At 68.9% G+C, this 18,778-nt stretch carries 17 protein-coding genes and 2 pseudogenes; 9 read left to right on the forward strand and 10 right to left on the reverse strand.

The window, feature by feature from the left end:
• Positions 1–187: 187 nt before the first annotated feature.
• A complete protein-coding gene (locus ACIHCQ_RS35345; RefSeq protein WP_399672005.1) occupies positions 188–367 on the forward strand; it encodes a hypothetical protein in 180 nt (59 codons plus the stop codon).
• Positions 368–486: 119 nt separating this feature from the next.
• Here the strand turns inward: ACIHCQ_RS35345 and ACIHCQ_RS35350 are convergent.
• Together ACIHCQ_RS35350 and ACIHCQ_RS35355 are read right to left on the reverse strand one after the other, a co-directional pair.
• A pseudogene (locus ACIHCQ_RS35350) lies at positions 487–711 on the reverse strand (helicase associated domain-containing protein); the annotation flags it as partial.
• A gap of 1,443 nt (positions 712–2,154) precedes the next feature.
• Positions 2,155–3,129: an AraC family transcriptional regulator gene (locus ACIHCQ_RS35355; RefSeq protein ID WP_399672007.1), complete on the reverse strand. Its 975-nt coding sequence runs from the start codon at positions 3,127–3,129 to the stop codon at positions 2,155–2,157.
• Between the two features lie 95 nt (positions 3,130–3,224).
• Here ACIHCQ_RS35355 and ACIHCQ_RS35360 point away from each other — a divergent pair, with 95 nt between their 5' ends.
• Both ACIHCQ_RS35360 and ACIHCQ_RS35365 read left to right on the forward strand, forming a co-directional pair.
• On the forward strand, positions 3,225–4,061 hold the full coding sequence (locus tag ACIHCQ_RS35360; RefSeq protein ID WP_399672009.1) for an NAD(P)H-binding protein: 837 nt from the start codon (positions 3,225–3,227) through the stop codon (positions 4,059–4,061).
• A gap of 87 nt (positions 4,062–4,148) precedes the next feature.
• Positions 4,149–4,577, forward strand: coding sequence for a pyridoxamine 5'-phosphate oxidase family protein (locus ACIHCQ_RS35365; RefSeq protein WP_399672011.1), 429 nt, complete (start codon positions 4,149–4,151; stop codon positions 4,575–4,577).
• Between the two features lie 34 nt (positions 4,578–4,611).
• Here ACIHCQ_RS35365 and ACIHCQ_RS35370 read toward each other — a convergent pair whose 3' ends face one another.
• Entirely contained in the window at positions 4,612–4,791 is a 180-nt protein-coding gene (locus tag ACIHCQ_RS35370) for a hypothetical protein (protein ID WP_399672013.1), read from the reverse strand.
• Positions 4,792–5,089: 298 nt separating this feature from the next.
• Here ACIHCQ_RS35370 and ACIHCQ_RS35375 point away from each other — a divergent pair.
• Positions 5,090–6,553 (forward strand): annotated as a pseudogene (locus ACIHCQ_RS35375) (NF041680 family putative transposase).
• Between the two features lie 34 nt (positions 6,554–6,587).
• Positions 6,588–6,932, forward strand: a complete 345-nt coding sequence (locus tag ACIHCQ_RS35380) for a hypothetical protein (protein ID WP_399672015.1) — start codon at positions 6,588–6,590, stop codon at positions 6,930–6,932.
• Between the two features lie 362 nt (positions 6,933–7,294).
• Here the strand turns inward: ACIHCQ_RS35380 and ACIHCQ_RS35385 are convergent, their stop codons facing one another.
• On the reverse strand, positions 7,295–8,206 hold the full coding sequence (locus ACIHCQ_RS35385; protein ID WP_399672017.1) for a hypothetical protein: 912 nt from the start codon (positions 8,204–8,206) through the stop codon (positions 7,295–7,297).
• Positions 8,207–8,698: 492 nt separating this feature from the next.
• On the reverse strand, positions 8,699–9,580 hold the full coding sequence (locus ACIHCQ_RS35390; RefSeq protein ID WP_399672019.1) for an ATP-dependent nuclease: 882 nt from the start codon (positions 9,578–9,580) through the stop codon (positions 8,699–8,701).
• 306 nt (positions 9,581–9,886) lie between these two features.
• On the opposite strand from ACIHCQ_RS35390, the gene ACIHCQ_RS35395 reads away from it, so the two are divergent.
• Both ACIHCQ_RS35395 and ACIHCQ_RS35400 read left to right on the forward strand, forming a co-directional pair.
• Entirely contained in the window at positions 9,887–10,534 is a 648-nt protein-coding gene (locus ACIHCQ_RS35395; RefSeq protein ID WP_399672021.1) for a hypothetical protein, read from the forward strand.
• Between the two features lie 133 nt (positions 10,535–10,667).
• A complete protein-coding gene (locus ACIHCQ_RS35400; protein ID WP_399672023.1) occupies positions 10,668–11,495 on the forward strand; it encodes a class I SAM-dependent methyltransferase in 828 nt (275 codons plus the stop codon).
• 51 nt (positions 11,496–11,546) lie between these two features.
• Here ACIHCQ_RS35400 and ACIHCQ_RS35405 read toward each other — a convergent pair whose 3' ends face one another.
• The 3 genes from ACIHCQ_RS35405 to ACIHCQ_RS35415 form a co-directional block, all read right to left on the reverse strand.
• Positions 11,547–12,110, reverse strand: coding sequence for a transposase family protein (locus ACIHCQ_RS35405; protein ID WP_399672025.1), 564 nt, complete (start codon positions 12,108–12,110; stop codon positions 11,547–11,549).
• A 72-nt stretch (positions 12,111–12,182) separates the two neighbouring features.
• On the reverse strand, positions 12,183–12,443 hold the full coding sequence (locus ACIHCQ_RS35410) for a hypothetical protein (RefSeq protein ID WP_399672027.1): 261 nt from the start codon (positions 12,441–12,443) through the stop codon (positions 12,183–12,185).
• A gap of 17 nt (positions 12,444–12,460) precedes the next feature.
• Positions 12,461–13,366, reverse strand: coding sequence for an NmrA/HSCARG family protein (locus ACIHCQ_RS35415; RefSeq protein WP_399672029.1), 906 nt, complete (start codon positions 13,364–13,366; stop codon positions 12,461–12,463).
• A 120-nt stretch (positions 13,367–13,486) separates the two neighbouring features.
• Between ACIHCQ_RS35415 and ACIHCQ_RS35420 the strand changes: the two genes are divergently transcribed.
• On the forward strand, positions 13,487–14,125 hold the full coding sequence (locus tag ACIHCQ_RS35420) for a TetR/AcrR family transcriptional regulator (RefSeq protein WP_399672031.1): 639 nt from the start codon (positions 13,487–13,489) through the stop codon (positions 14,123–14,125).
• 273 nt (positions 14,126–14,398) lie between these two features.
• On the opposite strand, the gene ACIHCQ_RS35425 is transcribed toward ACIHCQ_RS35420, so the two are convergent.
• Both ACIHCQ_RS35425 and ACIHCQ_RS35430 read right to left on the reverse strand, forming a co-directional pair.
• Positions 14,399–14,689 carry a hypothetical protein gene (locus ACIHCQ_RS35425; RefSeq protein ID WP_399672033.1) on the reverse strand — a complete coding sequence of 97 codons (291 nt, stop codon included), beginning with the start codon at positions 14,687–14,689 and terminating at the stop codon, positions 14,399–14,401.
• Between the two features lie 428 nt (positions 14,690–15,117).
• Positions 15,118–16,419 (reverse strand): relaxase domain-containing protein, encoded by a 1,302-nt coding sequence (locus ACIHCQ_RS35430; RefSeq protein WP_399672035.1) that lies wholly within the window; start codon positions 16,417–16,419, stop codon positions 15,118–15,120.
• 366 nt (positions 16,420–16,785) lie between these two features.
• Here ACIHCQ_RS35430 and ACIHCQ_RS35435 point away from each other — a divergent pair, with 366 nt between their 5' ends.
• Complete coding sequence (locus ACIHCQ_RS35435) at positions 16,786–18,549, forward strand: HEAT repeat domain-containing protein (protein WP_399672037.1); 1,764 nt, start codon at positions 16,786–16,788, stop codon at positions 18,547–18,549.
• Positions 18,550–18,778: the final 229 nt, after the last annotated feature.

Below are 18,778 nucleotides of genomic sequence, written 5' to 3' on the forward strand. Positions count from 1 at the left end.
TCCTACACAGCGATCGAGTCGCGCATCCCAATGAGCGGTCGAGTCGTCGCGGGGTTCCGGGCGGCCAAGTTCTTTCAGCCATCAGACGGCGACAATCGGAGGCCCGCTGGGCCATCAGATCATCAAGCCGCCCGTCGCCACGGGCACGTTCGACCTCGAGGACCTCGCTGAGGATGGGGCACCTCTCGTGGCTGCCACATCTGCCCTCACCACAGGGCTGATCCAGCACTTCGGGTATCCCGAAACCCTGCAGACGACCTCCGACGGCACCATCCGCATCCGCTACTGGGATCAGGGCTACAGCCAGCGCGTGCAGAAGTGGGCAGAGGCGTGCAGCGTGCAGGTCACTCAGGAGACCGTGAGTTGAGCAGGCGAAAGCTCAGAGCCGCAGCTCCAACCTGACAGCACGAGACCCCGGGCATGTGGCCCGGGGGCTCTCTGTGCTCTGGGGTGTCCGACCGGTTCAACGACCAGCCGGCGGGAGTGTCACGCCCACTCCACGCCCAGCTCCCGGAGCGCGTCCAGCTGCTCCTGGGTGAGCTTGTCCCGCCTAGAACGGAGGTTCGATGTCCATACGCCCAGCTCGATGATCACCGGCTCTGGCTCGCCGTCGACCGCGATTTCCTCAGCGTGGCCGCGCGGGACAGGCCGGTGGGCGCCTTCCCGCTCCACCCAGTGCGCGAGGGCCGCCAGACCGCGCTGGAATGCCTGGTATCGCGGTCTTGTGGACATGACTTGCAGAGGTCAGACTCGTGAGCCACCGGCAGGGTAGTTCACGACACCAAGGAGAGTTATGCGGCGTTTAATTTTGGCACTATTCGGGGCCGTAATTTTGGCCATAGGGGCAGGATCGTTTCCGGCTGCTGCGTCCTCCCCCGCGCAGACGGCAGTCAATGAGCAGCAGTGCACCACATTCATCGGCTCCACCTCCAGGGTATGCCTGGCCTTGGTCAGTTCGACGTTCATCGGGCAAGCAACCGTTCACTCCCCTCCCAGCAATTGTGCTGGCTACCGTGTCTCCCTCTATGATTCGTACACTTACAAGGCGGTGGCATCCACCAGTCTCAGGCCCTGCAGCGAGTCTCCCTCAAAACAGGTGACCGCCGACGCCTCGCGCTTCACACAGCTGAGTGCATACGCAATATTCGAAATGTACGACAGTGCTGGCAAAACGCTTGCTTATTACCCAACCCCCGACATCGCTTATCCCTGAATGCGTGATGTCGTCATGGTGGGGCGTGCGTCAAGCCTGCTGACTCTTGCTTCGCTGCGCTGGGGTTTCTCACGAGACGTCCGTCAGTCGTCTCACCATGTGCCGAGGAAGGACCGCGCAGGGCCCGTATCTGGGGACACCGGAGCGAGAAGGCTCTCGGGCACGGAAGTGAGAGTCAGCAGCTCCTCTACCGGCACCGGCCATGCCAACTGCGATGTGCCGGCTTCATGTCAGTGAGCTGTTGGCAGTGACGGTTAATCAGGTAGGACGTGTTCTTGCAGGTTTCTGGTTTATGGCGATGGCTGGCCACTGACACCAGGTGGTGCTTTGTGTCCTGGCGGCTGACGTGGAGCGGTGTATCCGCGGGTGGCTCACTGTCATGAAGGCGGTACATCGCACGTAGGCGGTGCTCTGCGCCCGCACCCACACATCCTGCATCCCCATCAGTTACTGCCCTCCCGTACCACGGCTGCATCGACGCCCGAATCTGCTGCTCCGAAAACACCCGGGGAGTGGACTTCGTGGAAGACCAGCCGACGGGGACAGCACCCGGCACGGTTCTCCCCGGGCTGGCGAGCGACACCAGGCCACGCCACGGCCCGGGGAACCTGCAACGCCAGGTGCAACACAGCGCGTGTTGCGGCCCTGACCTCTGGGAACACCACATGAGTGGGGTACGGGCGAGTGCGTTGCACGTCCTCGCGAGAACCCATGGCCGACCCCCCGACCTGACAGCGCGAGACCCCGGGCCTCAGAGGGCGTTTAACGCGGGCGGGCTCGGTGTCCTTGATCGATTCGGCGCGTTTGACCGTCTTTCCGACGTCGTGGCGCTTGGCCCGGTGTTTGTTCTTTGAGCCGGGAGGCCGTCCCGGTCCTGGGCGGGACGGTTTCGGTGCGGCTGCCGGACGGGCTGCACTGTCCAGCCCGCGCACCGAAACAAATCAGGTCGAGATCGTCCCGCCTGCCAAGACCGCAGACGAACCGGCCGAACCGGTGCGCCGGAACTCGCTCGGGCTGACGCCTCGGATCCGTTTGAACGCCGCGCTGAATGCGAACGCGTCGTTGTAGCCCACGGTGCGGGCGATCTCGGCGACGGTCGCCGCCTCGCGCTCGGCCAGCAGGTCCGCCGCGAGCGTCATGCGCCAGCGGGTGAGGTAGGTCAGCGGCGGTTCGCCGACCAGGTCGGCGAACCGCTTCGCCAGGGTGGAACGCGACACCCCGGTCCGGTCGGCCAGCGCGGCGACCGTCCAGGGTGCCGCCGGTTCGGCGTGCAGCAGGCGCAGCGCGTCACCGACCACCGGGTCCCGCTGGGCGGCGTACCAGGCCGGCGGCTCGCCGCCGGGCCGGTCGAAGTACTCGCGCACCGCGCAGACCAGTAGCCAGTCCAGCAGCCGGTCCAGGACCACCTGCTGGCCCGGGGTGTCGGCGGCGACCTCGGCGGCGAGGTGGTCGAGTACGGCGTCGGCCCCGCCGCCGGAAGCCACGCGCAGCACGACGGGCAGCGCGTCCAGCAGCCTGCGGCTGATCTCGCCGCGCACCGGGTAGGCGCCGACGATCAGCGTCGTCGCTCCGTCACCGGAGTCGCCGCAGGTGTCGTTCCAGCCGAGCCGGTGCCGGGTCCCGCCCTGCTCGGGCGTCGCGCAGAACTCGCCGCACGCGACCGGTTCGGCCCGGGTGCCGACCTCGTCGACGAAGGTGAACGGTGCGGGGCCCCGCACGATGACCGTCTCGCCGGCGCGGAGCTGTTCGGGCGGGCGGTGCTCCGGCACGATCCAGCCCGCCCCGCCGAGGACGGTGCACAACGTCAGCGGCGGGCCGTCCACGAAGTGCAGAGCCCAGGGCGGGGACAGGGTCGAGCTGCCGAACAACGAGCCCTGGGCCCGCATCCCGCGGAAGAGGTCACCGAACGCGTCCACCCCGCCGAGGTTAGACGTCGAGGTTGGACGATGACAAAGGTGATTCGGCTTTTCGCCCATGGATTCGTCCGAGCGGCTGCCGTTGAATCGCTGCCATGAGCAACGACACCACCCTTGTCCTCGGTGCCACAGGCAAGACCGGCCGACGGGTCGCCGCCCGGTTGCGGCTGCGCGGCACGCAGGTGCGCGCCGCCTCCCGATCCAGCCCGACGCGCTTCGACTGGTCCGACCCCGACGGCTGGGATTCGGTCCTGCGGGGCATCACTGCCGCCTACGTGGTACCCCCGCCCGTGCCGGGCCCGGTGCATGAGTTCGTGGCGCGGGCCGAGGCCGCCGGCGTGCGGCGCCTTGTCCTGCTCTCCGGGCATGGCGCCGACACCTGGGGCGACTCCACGTTCGGTCTTGACATGCGCTCGGCCGAGGACGCCGTGCGCGGCTCGGCGCTGGAGTGGACCGTTCTGCGGCCGTCGAACTTCGACCAGAACTTCGACGAGGACCTCTTCCACGCCCCGCTGGTCGCCGGCGAGCTGGCGCTCCCGGCCGGTGCGGTCCCCGAGCCGTTCATCGACCTGGAGGACGTCGCCGACGCCGCGGCCGCGGTGCTGGCCGAGCCCGGCCGGCACGCCGGGCGGATCTACGAGCTGACCGGCCCGCGCGCGCTGACCTTCGCCGAGGCCGTCGAGCTGATCTCCCGGACGTCCGGGCTGCCCATCACCTACAAGCAGGTTTCCCCCGCCGAGTACACCGCGGCGCTGGTCGAGGAGGGCTGGGGCGAGGACGACGCCCACCACGTCGCCGAGATGTTCGTGCTGATGGAGCGCGGGGTGATGGCCGAAACGACGGACGGTGTCGCCACCGTGCTGGGGCGCGCGCCCCGAACCTTCGAGGACTACGTCGTGCGAGCCGCGGCAGCGGGAGCCTGGCGGCCATGACCCTTCCGGCGGGCGGGAGCGCTGCGCGCCGGGGACCCTGCACCGTCACCGTCACCACCACCGTCATCATCTTCTGAAAGGGCCAAGATGAGCACGGCCACCAGCCTGCTGACCGCCGAGGAATTCGAGTTCCTCGGACGCCCCCTGCACGGGTTCCTGTCCGTGGCCGGGGGAACGGAGCCGCCACAGCCCCGGCCAGTGTGGTTCGAGGCCACCGCGGAGGGGACGATCCAGTTGATCACGGAGCCCGACTCGCTGAAGGTGCGGCGCCTACGCCGCGACCCCCGCGCCTCGATCGTTGTCGCGGCACCGGTCGGTGAGCGCGAGCGCTGGGTGTCCGTCGCAGGCCGCACCACGGTGGAAGCCGACGGAGCGCACGACCTGTGCTCCCGCCTCGCCGCTCGCTACTGGGACCTCGACGACCGGACCCGGGCCGATGATCTCGCCACGATCCTGGCCGCCGACCTGCTCCGTGTCGTCATCCACCCGGAGACCGTGCGCCGCTACGGGTACTGACGCGACGCCTCTGAGACTGGTGGGACAGCTCAGCTCAGTCCATCCCCAGGAACGCGGCCGTGGAGAAGGTGACTTGGGGCTTCGCCGCCACCAGGCGCCGCTTCTCACCCGCGTACACTGCGACCGTGTCCTTCGTCTCTCCCAGGTACGTCCGCACGGCCAGGTCCGCGCGGGCGTAGATACAGTCGTAAAACTCGACCCGAAAGCGGGACAAGACGCTCAATGCCTCGCCTGCGGACCCAACGACGGGGAGACTCATACACAGCGGCCGTTCTCTCGTGCTTCGTTACTCGACATCTCGAAGCGTGGAGAACGGCCGCGTCACGTGCCGCCTGTTCCCAGGGATCTCAGCAGGTCGAGTGACCCGCGACGTTAGCTTGTCGTTTAAGGCCCGGCGTCGAACGCGGCTCGAACTTGGTCGAGGTTTTCGCAGTTCGGCGAACGTGAAGGCGGCCTTCGTCTGATCCTGTGCTCCGTCACAGAGGCATAGGAAAAGCACGAAGGCCGTGGTCATGAGTTTGGTGCATCAGGGCGTCCTGCGGGATGCGTTCGCGGAAGTGTCACACTTCCGGTCGGAGTTGTACGCGTGCATGACCGCGCGGGGCGACGCGTTGTTCGAGTTATGCGACGCGCTGTTGTGTACGGACGGTCCGGTGCGGACGCTGGTCGACCTTGCGCTCGCGCCTGAACACCGTCGCGGTCACGGGGCTCTGTACGGCGGGCTCAACCAGGGGCGGATCGACATATCCCGGCTGCGTCGCGCGCTGGCGGGGATGCCGCTGCCGAGGGCGGCGGACGGTCGGCTCGTACTGGCCGTGGACGTCTCACCGTGGCTGCGGCCGGACGCAAACACCTGCGCTGACCGGGCCTTTTGCCACACGTTCGGCCGCGGAGAGGGAAAACACCAGATGGTGCCCGGCTGGCCGTACTCGATCGTGGCCGCGCTGGAAACGGGCCGCACGTCCTGGACGGCGGTGCTGGACGCGATCCGCCTGAAGCCCGGCGCGGACGTTGCTGCCGTGACCGCCGTCCAGATCCGCGAGGTCATCGAGCGGCTTGTCGCCGCCGGCCAGTGGAAGGAGGGCGACCTCAAGGTTCTGGTGGTGCTGGACGCCGGCTACGACGCACCCCGCATCGCCCACCTGCTGGGCGACCTACCGGTGCCGATCCTCGGCCGGCTCCGTTCCGACCGCGTGATGCGGCGGCCCACACCGGCACGTGTCTACGACCCCAAGGGCGGCCGACCGCCCAAGCACGGCAGCGAGTTCATCTTCGGTGACCCCGCGAGCTGGGGTGACGAGCAGGCCGTGACGACCACGGACACCCGCCTCTATGGGAAGGCGACCGCGCAAGCGTGGGACCGGCTGCACCCGCGAATCACCCGCCGCGCGGCCTGGCTCGACCACGACGGGTCGCTGCCCATCATCGAGGGCACCGTCATCCGCCTCCAGGTCGAGAAGCTGCCCAGCTGAGGCGTGAATAAGCCGGTCTGGCTGTGGTGGTCCGGCACCGGAGCCACCGGCACGGACGTCGACCGCTGCTGGCAGTCGTTCCTGCGGCGCTTCGACATCGAGCACACCTTCCGCCTGTTCAAGCAGACACTCGGCTGGACGAAGCCCCGGCTTCGCAACTCATCGGCGGCGGACAGATGGACGTGGCTGGTGATCGCCGCCCACGCCCAGCTCCGGCTCGCCCGCCCGCTGACCAGCGACCTCCGGCGGCCCTGGGAGAAGCCAGCCCCACCGAACAAGCTGACCCCGTCCCGAGTGCGGCGGGGGTTCCGAAACCTGCGTGCGAAGACGGGCTCCCCAGCCGGAGCACCGAAACCGACTCGCCCCGGTCCCGGACGACCACCTGGCTCGAAGAACCGCCACCCGGCCACCCGTCACGACGTGGGTCGAGTGCTCGCCACTGGCGAGGCATACAGTCGGCCGGCCCACCACAAGACGGGCACCAAACCACGCCGCACCACTTGAGCCTCCGCCCAACGTCACAGCCACGAAGCCGGCCATGTTGGATGGCGGCATGGGGAGACGAAAGAAGGAGAAGACGAAGCGGCCACCCTTTGGCATGCCGAAGGAAATCGTCCTGCTGGCGACGCCGGACGGGTGGCGCCACAGCGTTCTCACCGTGGAAGGTGGAATGCTCTGCGGGCGCCTCACCGACGTGCCGATCAACGCCGACCCCCACGAGGCGCGGACCGCCGCGGCCATCATGGTGACGGGACTCGCACGCGACTTCCACGAAACCGACGTCGAAGTGACCTGGGATCCACCCCAGGAACCCTGGTCCTGGACCGGCCAAGTCACCCCCGCTACCGGAGACACGACCGTCCTGTCTGACAGCAGAGGTTAAACGACAAGCTGAGAAGCTGTTTCACAACCTCTTTCCGCAGGTGGCATGGCTATGGCAGGGGGTGTGGAGTCTGCTTGCCGTTCGGTTCAGCGTCGATGGTCGCCGTTCCGAACGGCGGTGGCAGTGCGCTGATCTTCAGGCGGCTGCGAGGGTGACCGGCGGCGCCTCGGTCTGCCGGCGAGGCTGGGCATGCGGCGGGAGCCGCGGGCACCCGGGTCCGCCACTCCCGCAGCATCCCGGGTGCCACAGCGGCGGCGGCACGGTTGCAGTGCCGTCCGGTGGGTGGCGATGTGTGCGCCGCCCGGCGCCCCGAGCGGCGCACACACCTGCGCAGGCCCGAACCGGCGAGGACAGGGCAAGGATCAAGACCCGACCGGTTTGGCCGAGTCCGGCGTTTCGACGATCACGGGTGCCCCGGTGAACGCGTCAAGGAGGATGCGGTCGCCGAGCGGGCGGTCCAGTTTCACCTTGACCTCCTTGATGTACAGGATGCTTGCGCAGACGCCCTCGGCCCTGTTCAGGATCGAGGCGGACAGCACCACGTTGTCCCCGGTCTGGAGGGCCTTGACGGCCGGGCCGTCGTCGCAGGAGCCGTGTCCGGCCGACACCGTGATGCTCCGGCCGTCCTTGGCCACCGACCTGAGGCCCTGGAGTGGCATCAGGTCATCGGTCTGGGCCCGGGACTCCAGCGGTTTGACCGGCGACTTCACCCGCATCGAATCGCTCAACGCGACGTGTTTGAGCGGGGTGTTGTACCCCTTCAAGGTGAAGAACCACGCCGGGACGCGAGCGGGTCCCCGGCTGGTGGTCATCGTGATTTCACCCAGCTTCGCCCCGGTCACGATCAGCGGGTTCTTGTCGTCGTCCCCGTCCGCGCCCCCAGGCCCGTCGCCGTCCAGCTGCTCGAACACCTTCTGCGCCGAGTTGAGGGGGGCGGTTTGCGAACCGCCGCCCTCCCACCGGATCGTGCTCTTCCCCGCCTTGCCGGGCAGTGAGCCCTCCAGGTCGAAGTTCCGGTTCCCGTACGCCACCTTGTCCTCTCCGTTTTGGAAGGTGTGCTGGGGCTCCTGGATCCACAAGTCCAGGGAGAAGAACCCTTCCCTCCACTGCCGGGCGGCTTGCGATCCCTTCCAGGCGTCGGAGACCTGCTGGGCGCGGCCGCCGTCGGGCGCGGCCACTCGAACGATCGGACCGGGGTCCACGTCGGCGGCCACGGTCTGTTCGCCGCATCCGACCACTCCGGCCGCAGCCGGAAGCAGGCAGAGCGCACCCAATCCTCGAACTGTTCGCATATCTCCCCCAGTCGTCGTATCTCACCCGGCGCGGATCGGACGTGCGCCCGGCGCACGGGGTTCCGTCCGCAGCGCATTCCAGCTCGGGGTCGCCCTGCGGGTGCGCGTGGTCGACGGTGATCTCGAACTCGACGCACTGGAATCCTGAGCAGCCTTCAGGAAGCCGTCGAACGCGCCGAGCCGCCCTCGCGGCGTATGGAATTCTCGGTCCGGCTTCGAGCGACTGGGCGTCAGTATGGGCGTCCTCTGACTGGTCCCGCCCGACGACGACCACGCCATGACCGCCTGGAAGGCCGGCGGGGCACGGGGGCAGGCGTCCTGCCGGGTGGCGCCACACCGCGCGGTACGGCGCTGCCGAGCGGTCGGACCGAAAGGGCGCAAATTTGCATGTGCACGCCAAATTGGAGTGTGGCCGGAGTTCGGGAGCTCGGCCAGCGCTGTTGACTGTGCGGCAAGCGGGATCACTACCGCCCTTCATGACCCTGCGGCCTGCGAAAAGAGGATGTGACACAGCTTCTTGGTTTTCTCCCGCGCCTTGGACCCGTCGGGCACGGCGGTGGATGCTGACCTGTTTGCTTCCGCATGGGCCACCGTCGGGGCCGCGGCCTTGGGGGCGAGCGTGCGGCACCGCTTGAGCACCACGAGGTCTTTCACCGTGGTGGCCGCGGCCAGCACCGGGGAGTACGTGGTGATCACGACCTGGATGCGTCCCAGTGGCGTTCCCTCGGCTGCCGGCCGGGGCTGCTGCGAGTGCAGCGCCTGGGTCTTGGGATGGTCCAGCAACAGATTCTGCAGCTGCGGGTGGAGGTGGGCCTCGGGCTCCTCCACCAGAAACAGCGTCAGGTCTGCCCCGCGGGCGGCTTCCAGCTCGGCCAGAACCGTGGCGATGTACAGCAGGTTGGCGTAGCCCAGACCGGAGCGGGCGATGTCCTCAACGTCCAAGCCCTCATCGCTCATGCGCGTGCGCAGAGCCCGCGCGATAGACACCAGCGTCGGATCCGCGAACGACAGCCCCATGTGCTGGGGGTGCGCGCCCGCGGTGAGCACGGCGAGAGGATCATTGATGCGTTTGCGGGTCGCTTTGACCTTGTTGTGCCGCTCCAGTTCGCGGAAGTGCTCGGCCTGTTCTTCCTCGAAGGCCTTGATGGCCTCCTCCCCGCCCAGCTCGGCAGCGAGGATCAGCCGCAGCCGGTTACCGGAACTGGAGGCCAGCTCCTGCTGGGCGTTGCGCATCGGCGGCAGATAGACGTGCCTGATCGTGCGGCGCGCCTCCGGTTCCGGGTCATCCAGCAACCGGCCCGCCGACCACACCGGGCGCTGCGGATGGGCGTCCGCGGCGGGCAGGGCGAACCGCACGGTATATCGAAGTAAGCACACCGCCGACGATGTGCTGTCCGGTGTCTGCGAGCGCTACCTGCACTACGTGCAGACGCGCACTGAGCGTCCTGCCAGCCCGCGCCCCGCCGGGTTCGCCAGCGACGTCCGTGCCTGTCTGCTGGTCCTGCTCGACGGCGACAGCCGTGCCAAGCCCCGGTCCCACACCTGCCTCTACGTCTACTTCGGCTGCGTTCGCCCCCTGCTGGAGAACTGGGCGGCGACCCGTGGGCACCTGCGCGAGATCACCGTCACCGACGTCACGGCCTCGCTGCCACCCCTGCGCGGATGGCAGCGGCGCAACGCGATCGCCGCACTACACTCCCTGTTTCGCTTCGCCAAGAAGCGCGGCCTGATCTTCGCCAACCCCACCACCCGCCTGAAGGCCGAGGACATCCAGCGCAACCTGCTGCCGAGGTCCTCGCCGTCCAGCGGATCGCCGCCACCCCGGCGCAACGGCTGGTCGTCGCGCTGGCCGCCGTCCACGCCGCCCGCGCCACGGCCATCCGACGCCTCACCTTGGACGACCTCGACCTGCCCAACCGCCGGATCACCATCGCCGGACACGCCCAACGGCTTGGCGAACTGTCTCATCAGACCCTGCTGGCCTGGCTCGCCCAGCGTCGCATCACATGGCCGAAGACTCCCAACCGGCATGTATTGATCAACGCGAAGACGGCCCTGGGAACCGGGCCTGTCAGTGCCGAATACCTCAAGCGGCACCTGCTGCACCGGGGCGTCTACCTCAAACGCATCCGCGGCGACCGGGTACTGCACGAAGCACTGACCGTCGGCGCCGACCCGTTGCACCTCGCTCTGGTCTTCAACCTGTCCCACACCGCCGCGAGCCGCTACGCGACCATCGCCCAGAACCTGCTCGACGACCAGATGGGAGTCCGCCGAGATGCGGTCGGAAGGGAGAGCGGGCGCTCTTGACGACTGCCCGTAAGGGGATCCCCGACCGAACGATACTGGCGGAGCAGACAGAAAAGACCAGCACGGCTGCTGTCGAGGAGCTGCCGTTAAACCAGTGGCGTCCCCGTGGACGAGCCTCATAGCTTGTGCGCTCGTGACTGACGACCCGAAGACGCGCCCGAATCGACATGACCTTGGTCGGGTGTTCAACGAGGTGCCGGAGCTCTACGACCGGGTCCGGCCGGGATACCCCGACGAACTGTTCGCGGACCTTGGCGCCATCACCGGCATGGACGAAAGGTCGTCGGTGCTGGAAGTGGGCTGCGGTACCGGCCAGGCGACGCGCTCGCTGGCAGCGCTCGGATGCTCAGTGACCGCCATCGAGCCGGGCGCAGACATGGCCGCACTCGCTCGCCGACGGATGGCCTCCTTCCGCAACGTCGAAGTCGAGACGTCGACGTTTGAGGAGTGGGATGACTGCGGACGACACTTCGATGTTCTTGTGGCTGCGTCGTCGTGGCACTGGGTCGACCCGTCGATTGGCTGGCAGCGGGCGCACGACGTGCTCCGTCCGGGAGGTTGGATGGCGCTGCTCGGCAACGTCGTTGTCCGTCGGCTCGGGGAGCCGGAGGTGTACGCCGAGACCGCCGATCTCCACGAGCGGTTATGCCCCGGGAACCCCGGCTGGGGTCATCCGCCGCTGGAGGACGACGTGCGCATCACCGGCGAGGGTTGGGGAACGGTCGACGATCCCGGAGGATTGTTCGGCCCAACGATCGTGCGCTGGTACCCAACCGTTCAGTGGTTCAACGGGGACGGCTTTGCCGATCTCCTTCGCTCTACGTCGCTGTATCGGCGGCTCGACCGCGACGTCCGTGAGCCCTTGGCTGACGCCGTCGCCGAGCGCATCCGCACGCGGATGGGCGACCGAGTATCACGCCGTTACCTGAGCGTCCTCCGTGTCGGACAGCGCGCCGAGTGAGCCCAGTGGTGAAGGACCTGCCGATTCAGCGGCAACGGACCCACCGCACTTTCATGCCTGCCTGCCGCGCAGGTGGGTCAGGATGTGGTCGTGGCGGGCGGCGGTGTTGTCGTGGGTGCGGCCGGGCCGGGCGGCGGATATCCAGATCAGGCGGCCCTTCTCGTCGGTCAGGGCGAGGAAATGCAGGCCATGGCTGCGGTGCTTGCCGGAATAGTTCCGTCGGTCGGCCCTGCCGGTGCGACGCTGGGTGCGGATGAGGATGCCGTCGATCAGGACCACCTCCCCGCCCTGCTTGGCGACCTTCATCAGGGCGCGGTCCAGGCGCGGCGCCCGGGCGGCGAACAGTGCGATCAGCTCGTCGCGCCAGCGGCGGACCGTGGACTCGGACACGTCGTTGCCGCCGGCCATGTCGGCCAGACGCTGGTCGTGACGCAGCACGGCCAGGACGATCACCGCGATCTTCCCCGGCGGCAGGATCCGCCACCTGGACCGAATCGCCTTCAGATGGCGTCGCAGTAGATCGGCGAGATGGTTGACGGTGCGCGTGGACAGTGGCAGACGGCACTGGTAGACAAGCGAGCAGGTGTCCATGGCGCGCTCTTTGGTATTCGTCACACAATTCCAACGGCCGCCGGGGTCACCCCGGTTACGCCTGTGTCGAGCCGCTCCGAGTGGCGGCGTTCCTGGTCACAGGCGGGTGGTGAACCGGCCGTCGGGCAGTTTCCGGAGCCAGCCGCGATCGACGAGTCTGACCAGCTTGCTGCGTAGTGGTTCCAGCTTGGCCCGCACGCTGACGTCCACTCCCACCGCTTCGCCGACCTCGCGGGCCATGACCGGTCCGGCGGCCTGTCGCACGGCGGCGATGATGCGCTGGTAGTCCGGCGGGAGCATGCTTTCGTCCGCGCCCGGCTCGCGGTACGGGATCAGCATCACCGCCCGGCCGCTCACCGGTGCCGGCCCGCTGCCTACTGGGCGTCCAGGAATGCCGTGATCTGGGCTGCACCGGTTCGCTGCAGCCAGGTGCGGAAGTCCATCGCAGCGGGGTGGATCCGTCGTGCGGCGGCGATGTCGGCGCGGTAGCCGCGTTCGTTGAGCCACTCGTGGGCGAACGCGAACTGCTCGTTGACGGCGCGGATCGTTTCTATCGGGATCTGGACGTACGGAAGCGGGCGCCCGATGGCTGTCTCGATGTGCGCGGCAATCTGGGCCGGGGTCAGTTCGTCGCCGGCCAGATCCGTCGCTCGCCCGATCCACTCCTGGGGCAGGGAGAAGGCCAGCGCGGTGATGAAGCCGACGTCGTCCACGGCCATGACCTGGAGCGGAACTTCGGGGGCGATACCTGAGACCAGATTGCCGCCTTGCAGGGCATATCCACCGGTGTAGTTCTCCATCAAGGACACCGGCCGCAGAATCGTCGCGGGCAGCCCGAGCTTTGCGAGGTGCTGCTCGATCCGCCATTTGCTGACCAGGTTCTGCGGCAGCACCTCACTGCCGTGGCGGCCCGAGCCAGCGACCGAGCTGAAGACGAGGTGCCTGATGCCGACGGCTTGGGCGCCCTCGGCGATGTTCATGCCCCAACGGACCTCGTCCTCGGCGCAGAAGTCCGGCGCCGTGCCGGGAGAGCCCACCGTGGGCTGGACGCTGAACAGTCCGTAGGCACCATCGGCAGCGTCGATCACGGAGGAGATGTCCTCCATCCGCGCGCGTACGATCTGCGCGCCAGCGCTCGCCAGGGCTTTGGCCGGTGCCCCGTCCGGATTGCGAGTGAGGGCGCGCACCCGCCAGCCACCGTCGAGCAGATGCCTGGTCACCGCCCGGCCCTGCAGGCCGGTCGCGCCTGTCACCACGATGGTCTTGTCCGTCGGATCCACTGTCTCTCCAGGATGTCGCACGCAACGGCGAGAACCACGCCCTTAAGTGGGGTGGCACTCCGTTTAATGCTCGATACAATATGGAGGGCCACCCCGGTTAGCAAGCCATCAGGAGCTCCCGTGTCCCAAGACGCCACCGTGCCGTCCTCGCCCGGACGGCCCATGCGCGCCGATGCGCGGCGCAACTATGAGCGGATCCTGGCCGCGGCCGGGGCCGCCATCGCCCAACACGGCGTTGAAGCCTCCCTGGAGGAGATCGCGCGGCACGCCGGGGTCGGCTCAGCCACACTGCACCGGCACTTCTCTTCCCGGCGGGTGCTGCTGGAGGCCGTCTTCAGAGACCGGGTGGAGGCTCTCTGCGCCAAGGCGCGCGACCTGGCCGCCGAGGCCGACCCCGGAGCCGCGCTCGTCACCTGGCTCCACGCAGTTGCGGCCCACGCCGTGACCAACAAGGGCCTGGGAGCAGCCCTGATGCCTGGTGCCGGCGACGCCGATCCGACACTGGGAGAGACCTGCCACACGATGATCGTGAACGCAGGCGGCGAACTACTTGCGCGCGCTCACCAGGCGCACGCCGTACGCCCCGACGTCACCATCACCCACCTGCTCAAACTCGTCGGAGCCATCGCGCTGGCCACCGAACACGACAGTGACGGCGCCGCCGAGACCGAACGCCTGCTGACACTCGTCATCGACGGGGTGTGCCCGCGCGGGACAGGGCGGGGGCGATCCTTCGACACGCCAAGCGAGGACCTATAGCGCATTCCTATCGCCAGGAGATCCCTGGGCTCTCGCACCCCTCTCGCCTATCCTCGGTCGCTCTTAAAGAACTGCGTCATACCGCAGGTTCCGGGATGCGGTAGGAAGTATGCCCCCAGACCCCCGTAGGCGCTTCGCTCGTGTCCTCAAACGCCGGAGGGGCTGAACATCCGGCCCCTCCGGCGTTTGAGTAGCGAGGTCCGGGGCGGAGCCCCCCGATTAGCGGGAAGGGGCGGGGCGGGGAAACAAGCCCCGTGCAGCGGCCGCCCCCCACTACCTCCGCAACCGCCCTGCCACCGCATGCCCCACAAACAAGTAGACGACCGCCGCGAGGCCGTACCCGGCGACGACACGCGCCCAGGCCTCGTCGAAGGTGAACAGGTCGTGGGACCAGCCGGCCAGCCAGCGTGCGGTGTCCTGGACGAAGTTCACCAGGCTGTTGGTCCTGTTGGCGTCCAGCAGGTACATCAGTATCCAGAGGCCGATGATGCCGGCCATGACATCCGCGACGACGGTGATGACCGTCGCGGCCTGACGTGTTCCGTTGCGCAGACGTGGGGACATAGCGCTCTGCTTACCGATTGTGCGCATGTCAAACCTGCCGAAGGCCCCGGCGACGGCGGTTCAGTGGCCGTTCAGCTCAGCCAGCACGCGCAGGGTGTACGGGTCCGGCGCCGTCACCAGCAGGTCGGTGACCGGTCCCTCGTGCACCTGGGGCAAGGAACTGGTGGGCTGAAGCTGTTCTACGACATCGCGGTCGCCAGGGGCTTCGGGCCGCTCAGCCCGTTGACGCGTGACGTCCGGCGATGCCCACCCGGCAGGTAGTCCTGCAACTCAGACATCTTTACGAGACAACATCCAGGTCGGCATCAACGTGATTGATGTACCTCGGCTGTTCGACGCGCACCCGTCCTGTGCCACCTGGACGCGTGATTGCTCGTGTAGCCAATTGATTGTATTTATTTCTTAACGTGCCCTTTGGCCCGTTGTGGCTACGCTGCGACCGGCCACGACTCAAAGCCGCTCAGCAGCCGTCCTGACACAGGAGTTTTCATGTCGCATCGCTTCATCCGCCCCGCGGCTGCCCTGGTTCTGAGTGCTGCGCCCCTCTGCGACTTCGGCTTGCGGGGCCGCTTCCAGATCGGCTCCCAGGACGGCGGCCCGTACGCGGAAGCGCGCTCGCGGGCCCCGTCCTTGACCAGGGCGGCGGCGGCCTGAATCCTCGGGTCGCGTCGGGCGACGTGGTCATGCGACTCCTCCAGTGGGTGTGTTCCTGCCCGGCGCGGGCGGGAGGGCGGGCTGCTGGGTGCGGGGCGGGGTGGGCGCTGCCGAAGCGGGCGGGGGACGTGGGCGACGGCACGTTCGCGAATGCCGTCCCGGAGCTTGGCGGCGGCCTCGATGACCAGCCGGGTCTGCTCCACCGCGGCAACGTCGGTCGCCTGCTCCTGGCCCCGGCCCACCTTGCGGACCTCGCCCCGCTCCGGCCTCGGGCGCGGTGGTGCACCGGCAGGCATGGCGACGGTGTGCGGCAGGGCCCGGGAGCCCAGACGCCGCGAGCGCCGCTCAGCGTGGACCCGGGCGGTCAACGCGCCGGCGGCGAGGCGGGCCCGCTCGTAGCGGGACGCCGACCGGTTGCGGGTCAGCGGGCGCACCACGGCCTGGCCGTCGGTGTCGCGCGGGTACAGGGAGCGCAGATCGGCGGTCAGCCGGCGGCCGATGGATCGGGTGTAGCCGTCGATGGCGGCCCGCAGGATCTGCTCGTCCAGGCCGGGTTCGTGACGTTGGCCGCGCAGGACGTATGTGAGGTGGCGGCGGGCTTCTGTTAGCAGGTGCCGGTGCCGGAACCCGCCGCGCATCACGTACACCACGGCGACCGTGTCAACAGCGGCCAGGGCGACGCCGACCACCGGCCGCACCCTCGCCGCCGCGACCGCCGCACCCGCCCGCTCCGCCAGCCGGTACACGGTGCAGGCGCCCACCTTCCCGATCGCCGAATCCCGCCACGTCGCATACAGCTTCGACAGCGACCTCGCCTCGGACAGCTTCGGCGGACGCGAGCCATCGGCGGCCTGCCGGTCCAGCGCGTAGGCGGCCCGCTCCCCCGGCTCGTGCCCCTGCACCTCTTCGTAGTCGGCCACCAGGACGGGCATCGCGTCCGCGATCTGCTGACGACGGGTCGACTGCCGGCCGACGAGCCCCTGGTCAATGCCCGCGATTTCCATGACCGGCCTTCTGCCGGGCGTCACCTCGCGCGGCTCCCACACCCACCCGAGCCGGGCGGACACCTCCTCCATGAAGGCGATGCGCCACGATGGGGAGACCTGCTGCGCTGGGAGGCCAAGGACGCCGCGGACGGGTGACGTGTGAGGGAGGGTGGCCTGGTACGCCTCGGCGTCGTACGGCTCCTCTGGCCAGGCACGGATCCGAACGGCCGCCAACTGAGGTGTGCCGGGCGCGAGGCCCAGGTAGCGTCGCCCGACCGCGGGCCACGCGCATAGCCACCACCTGAACCGCCCTGCGGGTTCCCGGTTCCGCAGCGAATTCTACGACTGCCCCTGCACCGGGCGGCAGGTCCGCTCCGGCAGGAGCCGTGCATGGCTATGGATCTGTTCCCGCCTCGTGGTTGACCGCGCGGGCGCGGCCATGGAGCGTTGCCCCGTATGAAGGGGATACGGGGGAGCGGCGGCGCCGCCATGGTCGAGCACGCGCGCGCGCTGACCGAACGGCTGATTCGAGAACGTGGCTATGGGTATGTGCGTAACCACTATTGCGAGGAGTATTACCAGAAGGCGCTCGCGCTCGCCGAACTGCTGGCCCGGCGTGGACACGGTCCGCGTGTCGCGTCGGCCGCCCTGCTGCGGTGCGTGCTGCGGTACACAGACGTGACGTACGACGAGCTCCGGGCGGAGGGAGTGAAGCCGCGCGTGATCGGCCTGTTGGGCGTGTTCGCGGGGAGCCGCAGCAAGGGTGGGGACCCGCAGTGGGCGCGGATCGCCGTGTGGCCGGAGGCGGCGGCGATCGAGCGTGCGCGGCTCGAGCTCCGGTTCGCGGCAGGGCCCGAGGAACGGCATGTGCGGGCACTGGTCCGGCTGGACTGGCACGCCGGGAGCCTGCCGCCGCCGGCCCGCCTGCTGAAGGACTTGCCCAGCCGGGACAGCTTCACCCGCACCTACGCGAGCGCCGCGCTGGGCCGGTTACGCGCCCGTGAGGCGGTGGTCCCGCTGCTGCGTGTGGCCAGAAGCACCGACAAGAAGGCGTCGGAACTGGCCCTGCGCGAACTGGAGATCATTATCACCGGCCGGAGCTACGGGGGTTACTGGGAGGAGCCGCCCAGGCCTCCGGACGCCGACATGGTGGCGCTGCTCGAAAGCCTGGTGAGGGAACCGGTCGGCGAAGTGCGTGCCTTAGCCCTCGACCTCCTTGGGCGGCTCCGCGATCCCGCCCGGCTGCCCGTCTTCGCCGAAGCGCTGCGGGACTCGCACCCGCGGGCACGGGAGGCCGCTGCCATCGCGTGTGCGAGGACCGGCGACCCGGCTGCGTACGAGCCGCTGGTGGCCCTGGCCGGCAAGCGGGAGCTGTACCGATCCGACTACTACTGGGACCGCCACCGTCCCCTCATGGAGGCCCTGTACATACTCGGCGACCCCCGGGGCGTGCGCGTGCTCGCGCCCTGGACCGTTGACCAGCCGGGTGACATGGCATGGTGGGCCGCACGGGCCTTGGTGGCGTGCGCCGGGCCGGGCGCGACCGCCGAACTGGTGGCCGTCCTGCGTGGCAGGAGCGGGAAGTCGCTGGCCAATGACCATCACGCCTTCTGGGCGCTGGGGCAACTCGGTCAGCCGGGGGAGGAAGAGGCCGGGGCGGTCCTGGTCGAGTCACTGCGGCAGCTCCTCGTCCACGCACGGCCCAGCCAGGGCGCGCCCGCCTGCGTGGAGGCGCTCGGCAAACTCCAGGTCCGGGCGGCTGTGGACCTGCTCATCGAGACTGCCTCCGGCGGGGCCGAAGCCCCACCACTGTCGGCAGAGTGGGACCCACTGGCGCTTCTGCGACTCCGGTCGGTGGTCGCACTCGGCCGCATCGGCGATCCGCAGGCAATCGACGTGCTCATCGCGGCCACGGACGATCCACAGCCCGAGGTCCGCAGGCAAGCTGTGTACGCACTGGCGGCCGTCACCCACCGGCACGCCACGGACGGGCAGGCGGCCGGGCGCCGGCCCGACGAACGGATCATGATCCGGCTGATCGAGTTGTGCGACGGCCCCTACGCGCGACCAGTGCTGCCCGCCCTGCTCCGCGCCGCGGACCCTCGCGCCGTCCCCGCCCTCGAACGGCTGCGGGCGACGACGGACGACCCCAGGACTCGGCGTTTGGCCGGGCGCGCCTTGATCGCCTGCGCCCCCGGCGGACCCGCTGTGGCCGGTTGACATGTGACCTGGTTGGTGTCGGCTGGTGGTGGTTCAGTCATGGTCGATTGTGCGGCTGGGGACGCGTCCGAGTTCGCGTCCTCGCCGTTTCTCTCATCGTCCCGCGCCGCGCTCAAGCCCCCGCCTCTGACAACGGGCATCCGCCGCGGGCCCGCCGCTCCGGAGGCAGGCCCGCGGCGCACGCGTCGAGATCCGCCAGACGCAAGCCCGGTCTGACCCGCGAGGAGTT

Origin of the sequence: Streptomyces sp. NPDC052236, from assembly GCF_044548015.1 — a bacterium.
In the GTDB taxonomy this organism is placed as follows: domain Bacteria; phylum Actinomycetota; class Actinomycetes; order Streptomycetales; family Streptomycetaceae; genus Streptomyces.

What these genes read in the sequence shown, in the direction of transcription:
- ACIHCQ_RS35360 (WP_399672009.1), top strand. Translation starts at nt 3,225, where the DNA reads ATGAGCAACGACACCACCCTTGTCCTCGGTGCCACAGGCAAGACCGGC.
- ACIHCQ_RS35380 (WP_399672015.1), top strand. Translation starts at nt 6,588, where the DNA reads ATGTTGGATGGCGGCATGGGGAGACGAAAGAAGGAGAAGACGAAGCGG.
- ACIHCQ_RS35430 (WP_399672035.1), bottom strand. Translation starts at nt 16,419, where the DNA reads ATGGAGGAGGTGTCCGCCCGGCTCGGGTGGGTGTGGGAGCCGCGCGAG.
- ACIHCQ_RS35395 (WP_399672021.1), top strand. Translation starts at nt 9,887, where the DNA reads ATGGCAGCGGCGCAACGCGATCGCCGCACTACACTCCCTGTTTCGCTT.
- ACIHCQ_RS35425 (WP_399672033.1), bottom strand. Translation starts at nt 14,689, where the DNA reads ATGTCCCCACGTCTGCGCAACGGAACACGTCAGGCCGCGACGGTCATC.
- ACIHCQ_RS35365 (WP_399672011.1), top strand. Translation starts at nt 4,149, where the DNA reads ATGAGCACGGCCACCAGCCTGCTGACCGCCGAGGAATTCGAGTTCCTC.
- ACIHCQ_RS35435 (WP_399672037.1), top strand. Translation starts at nt 16,786, where the DNA reads ATGAAGGGGATACGGGGGAGCGGCGGCGCCGCCATGGTCGAGCACGCG.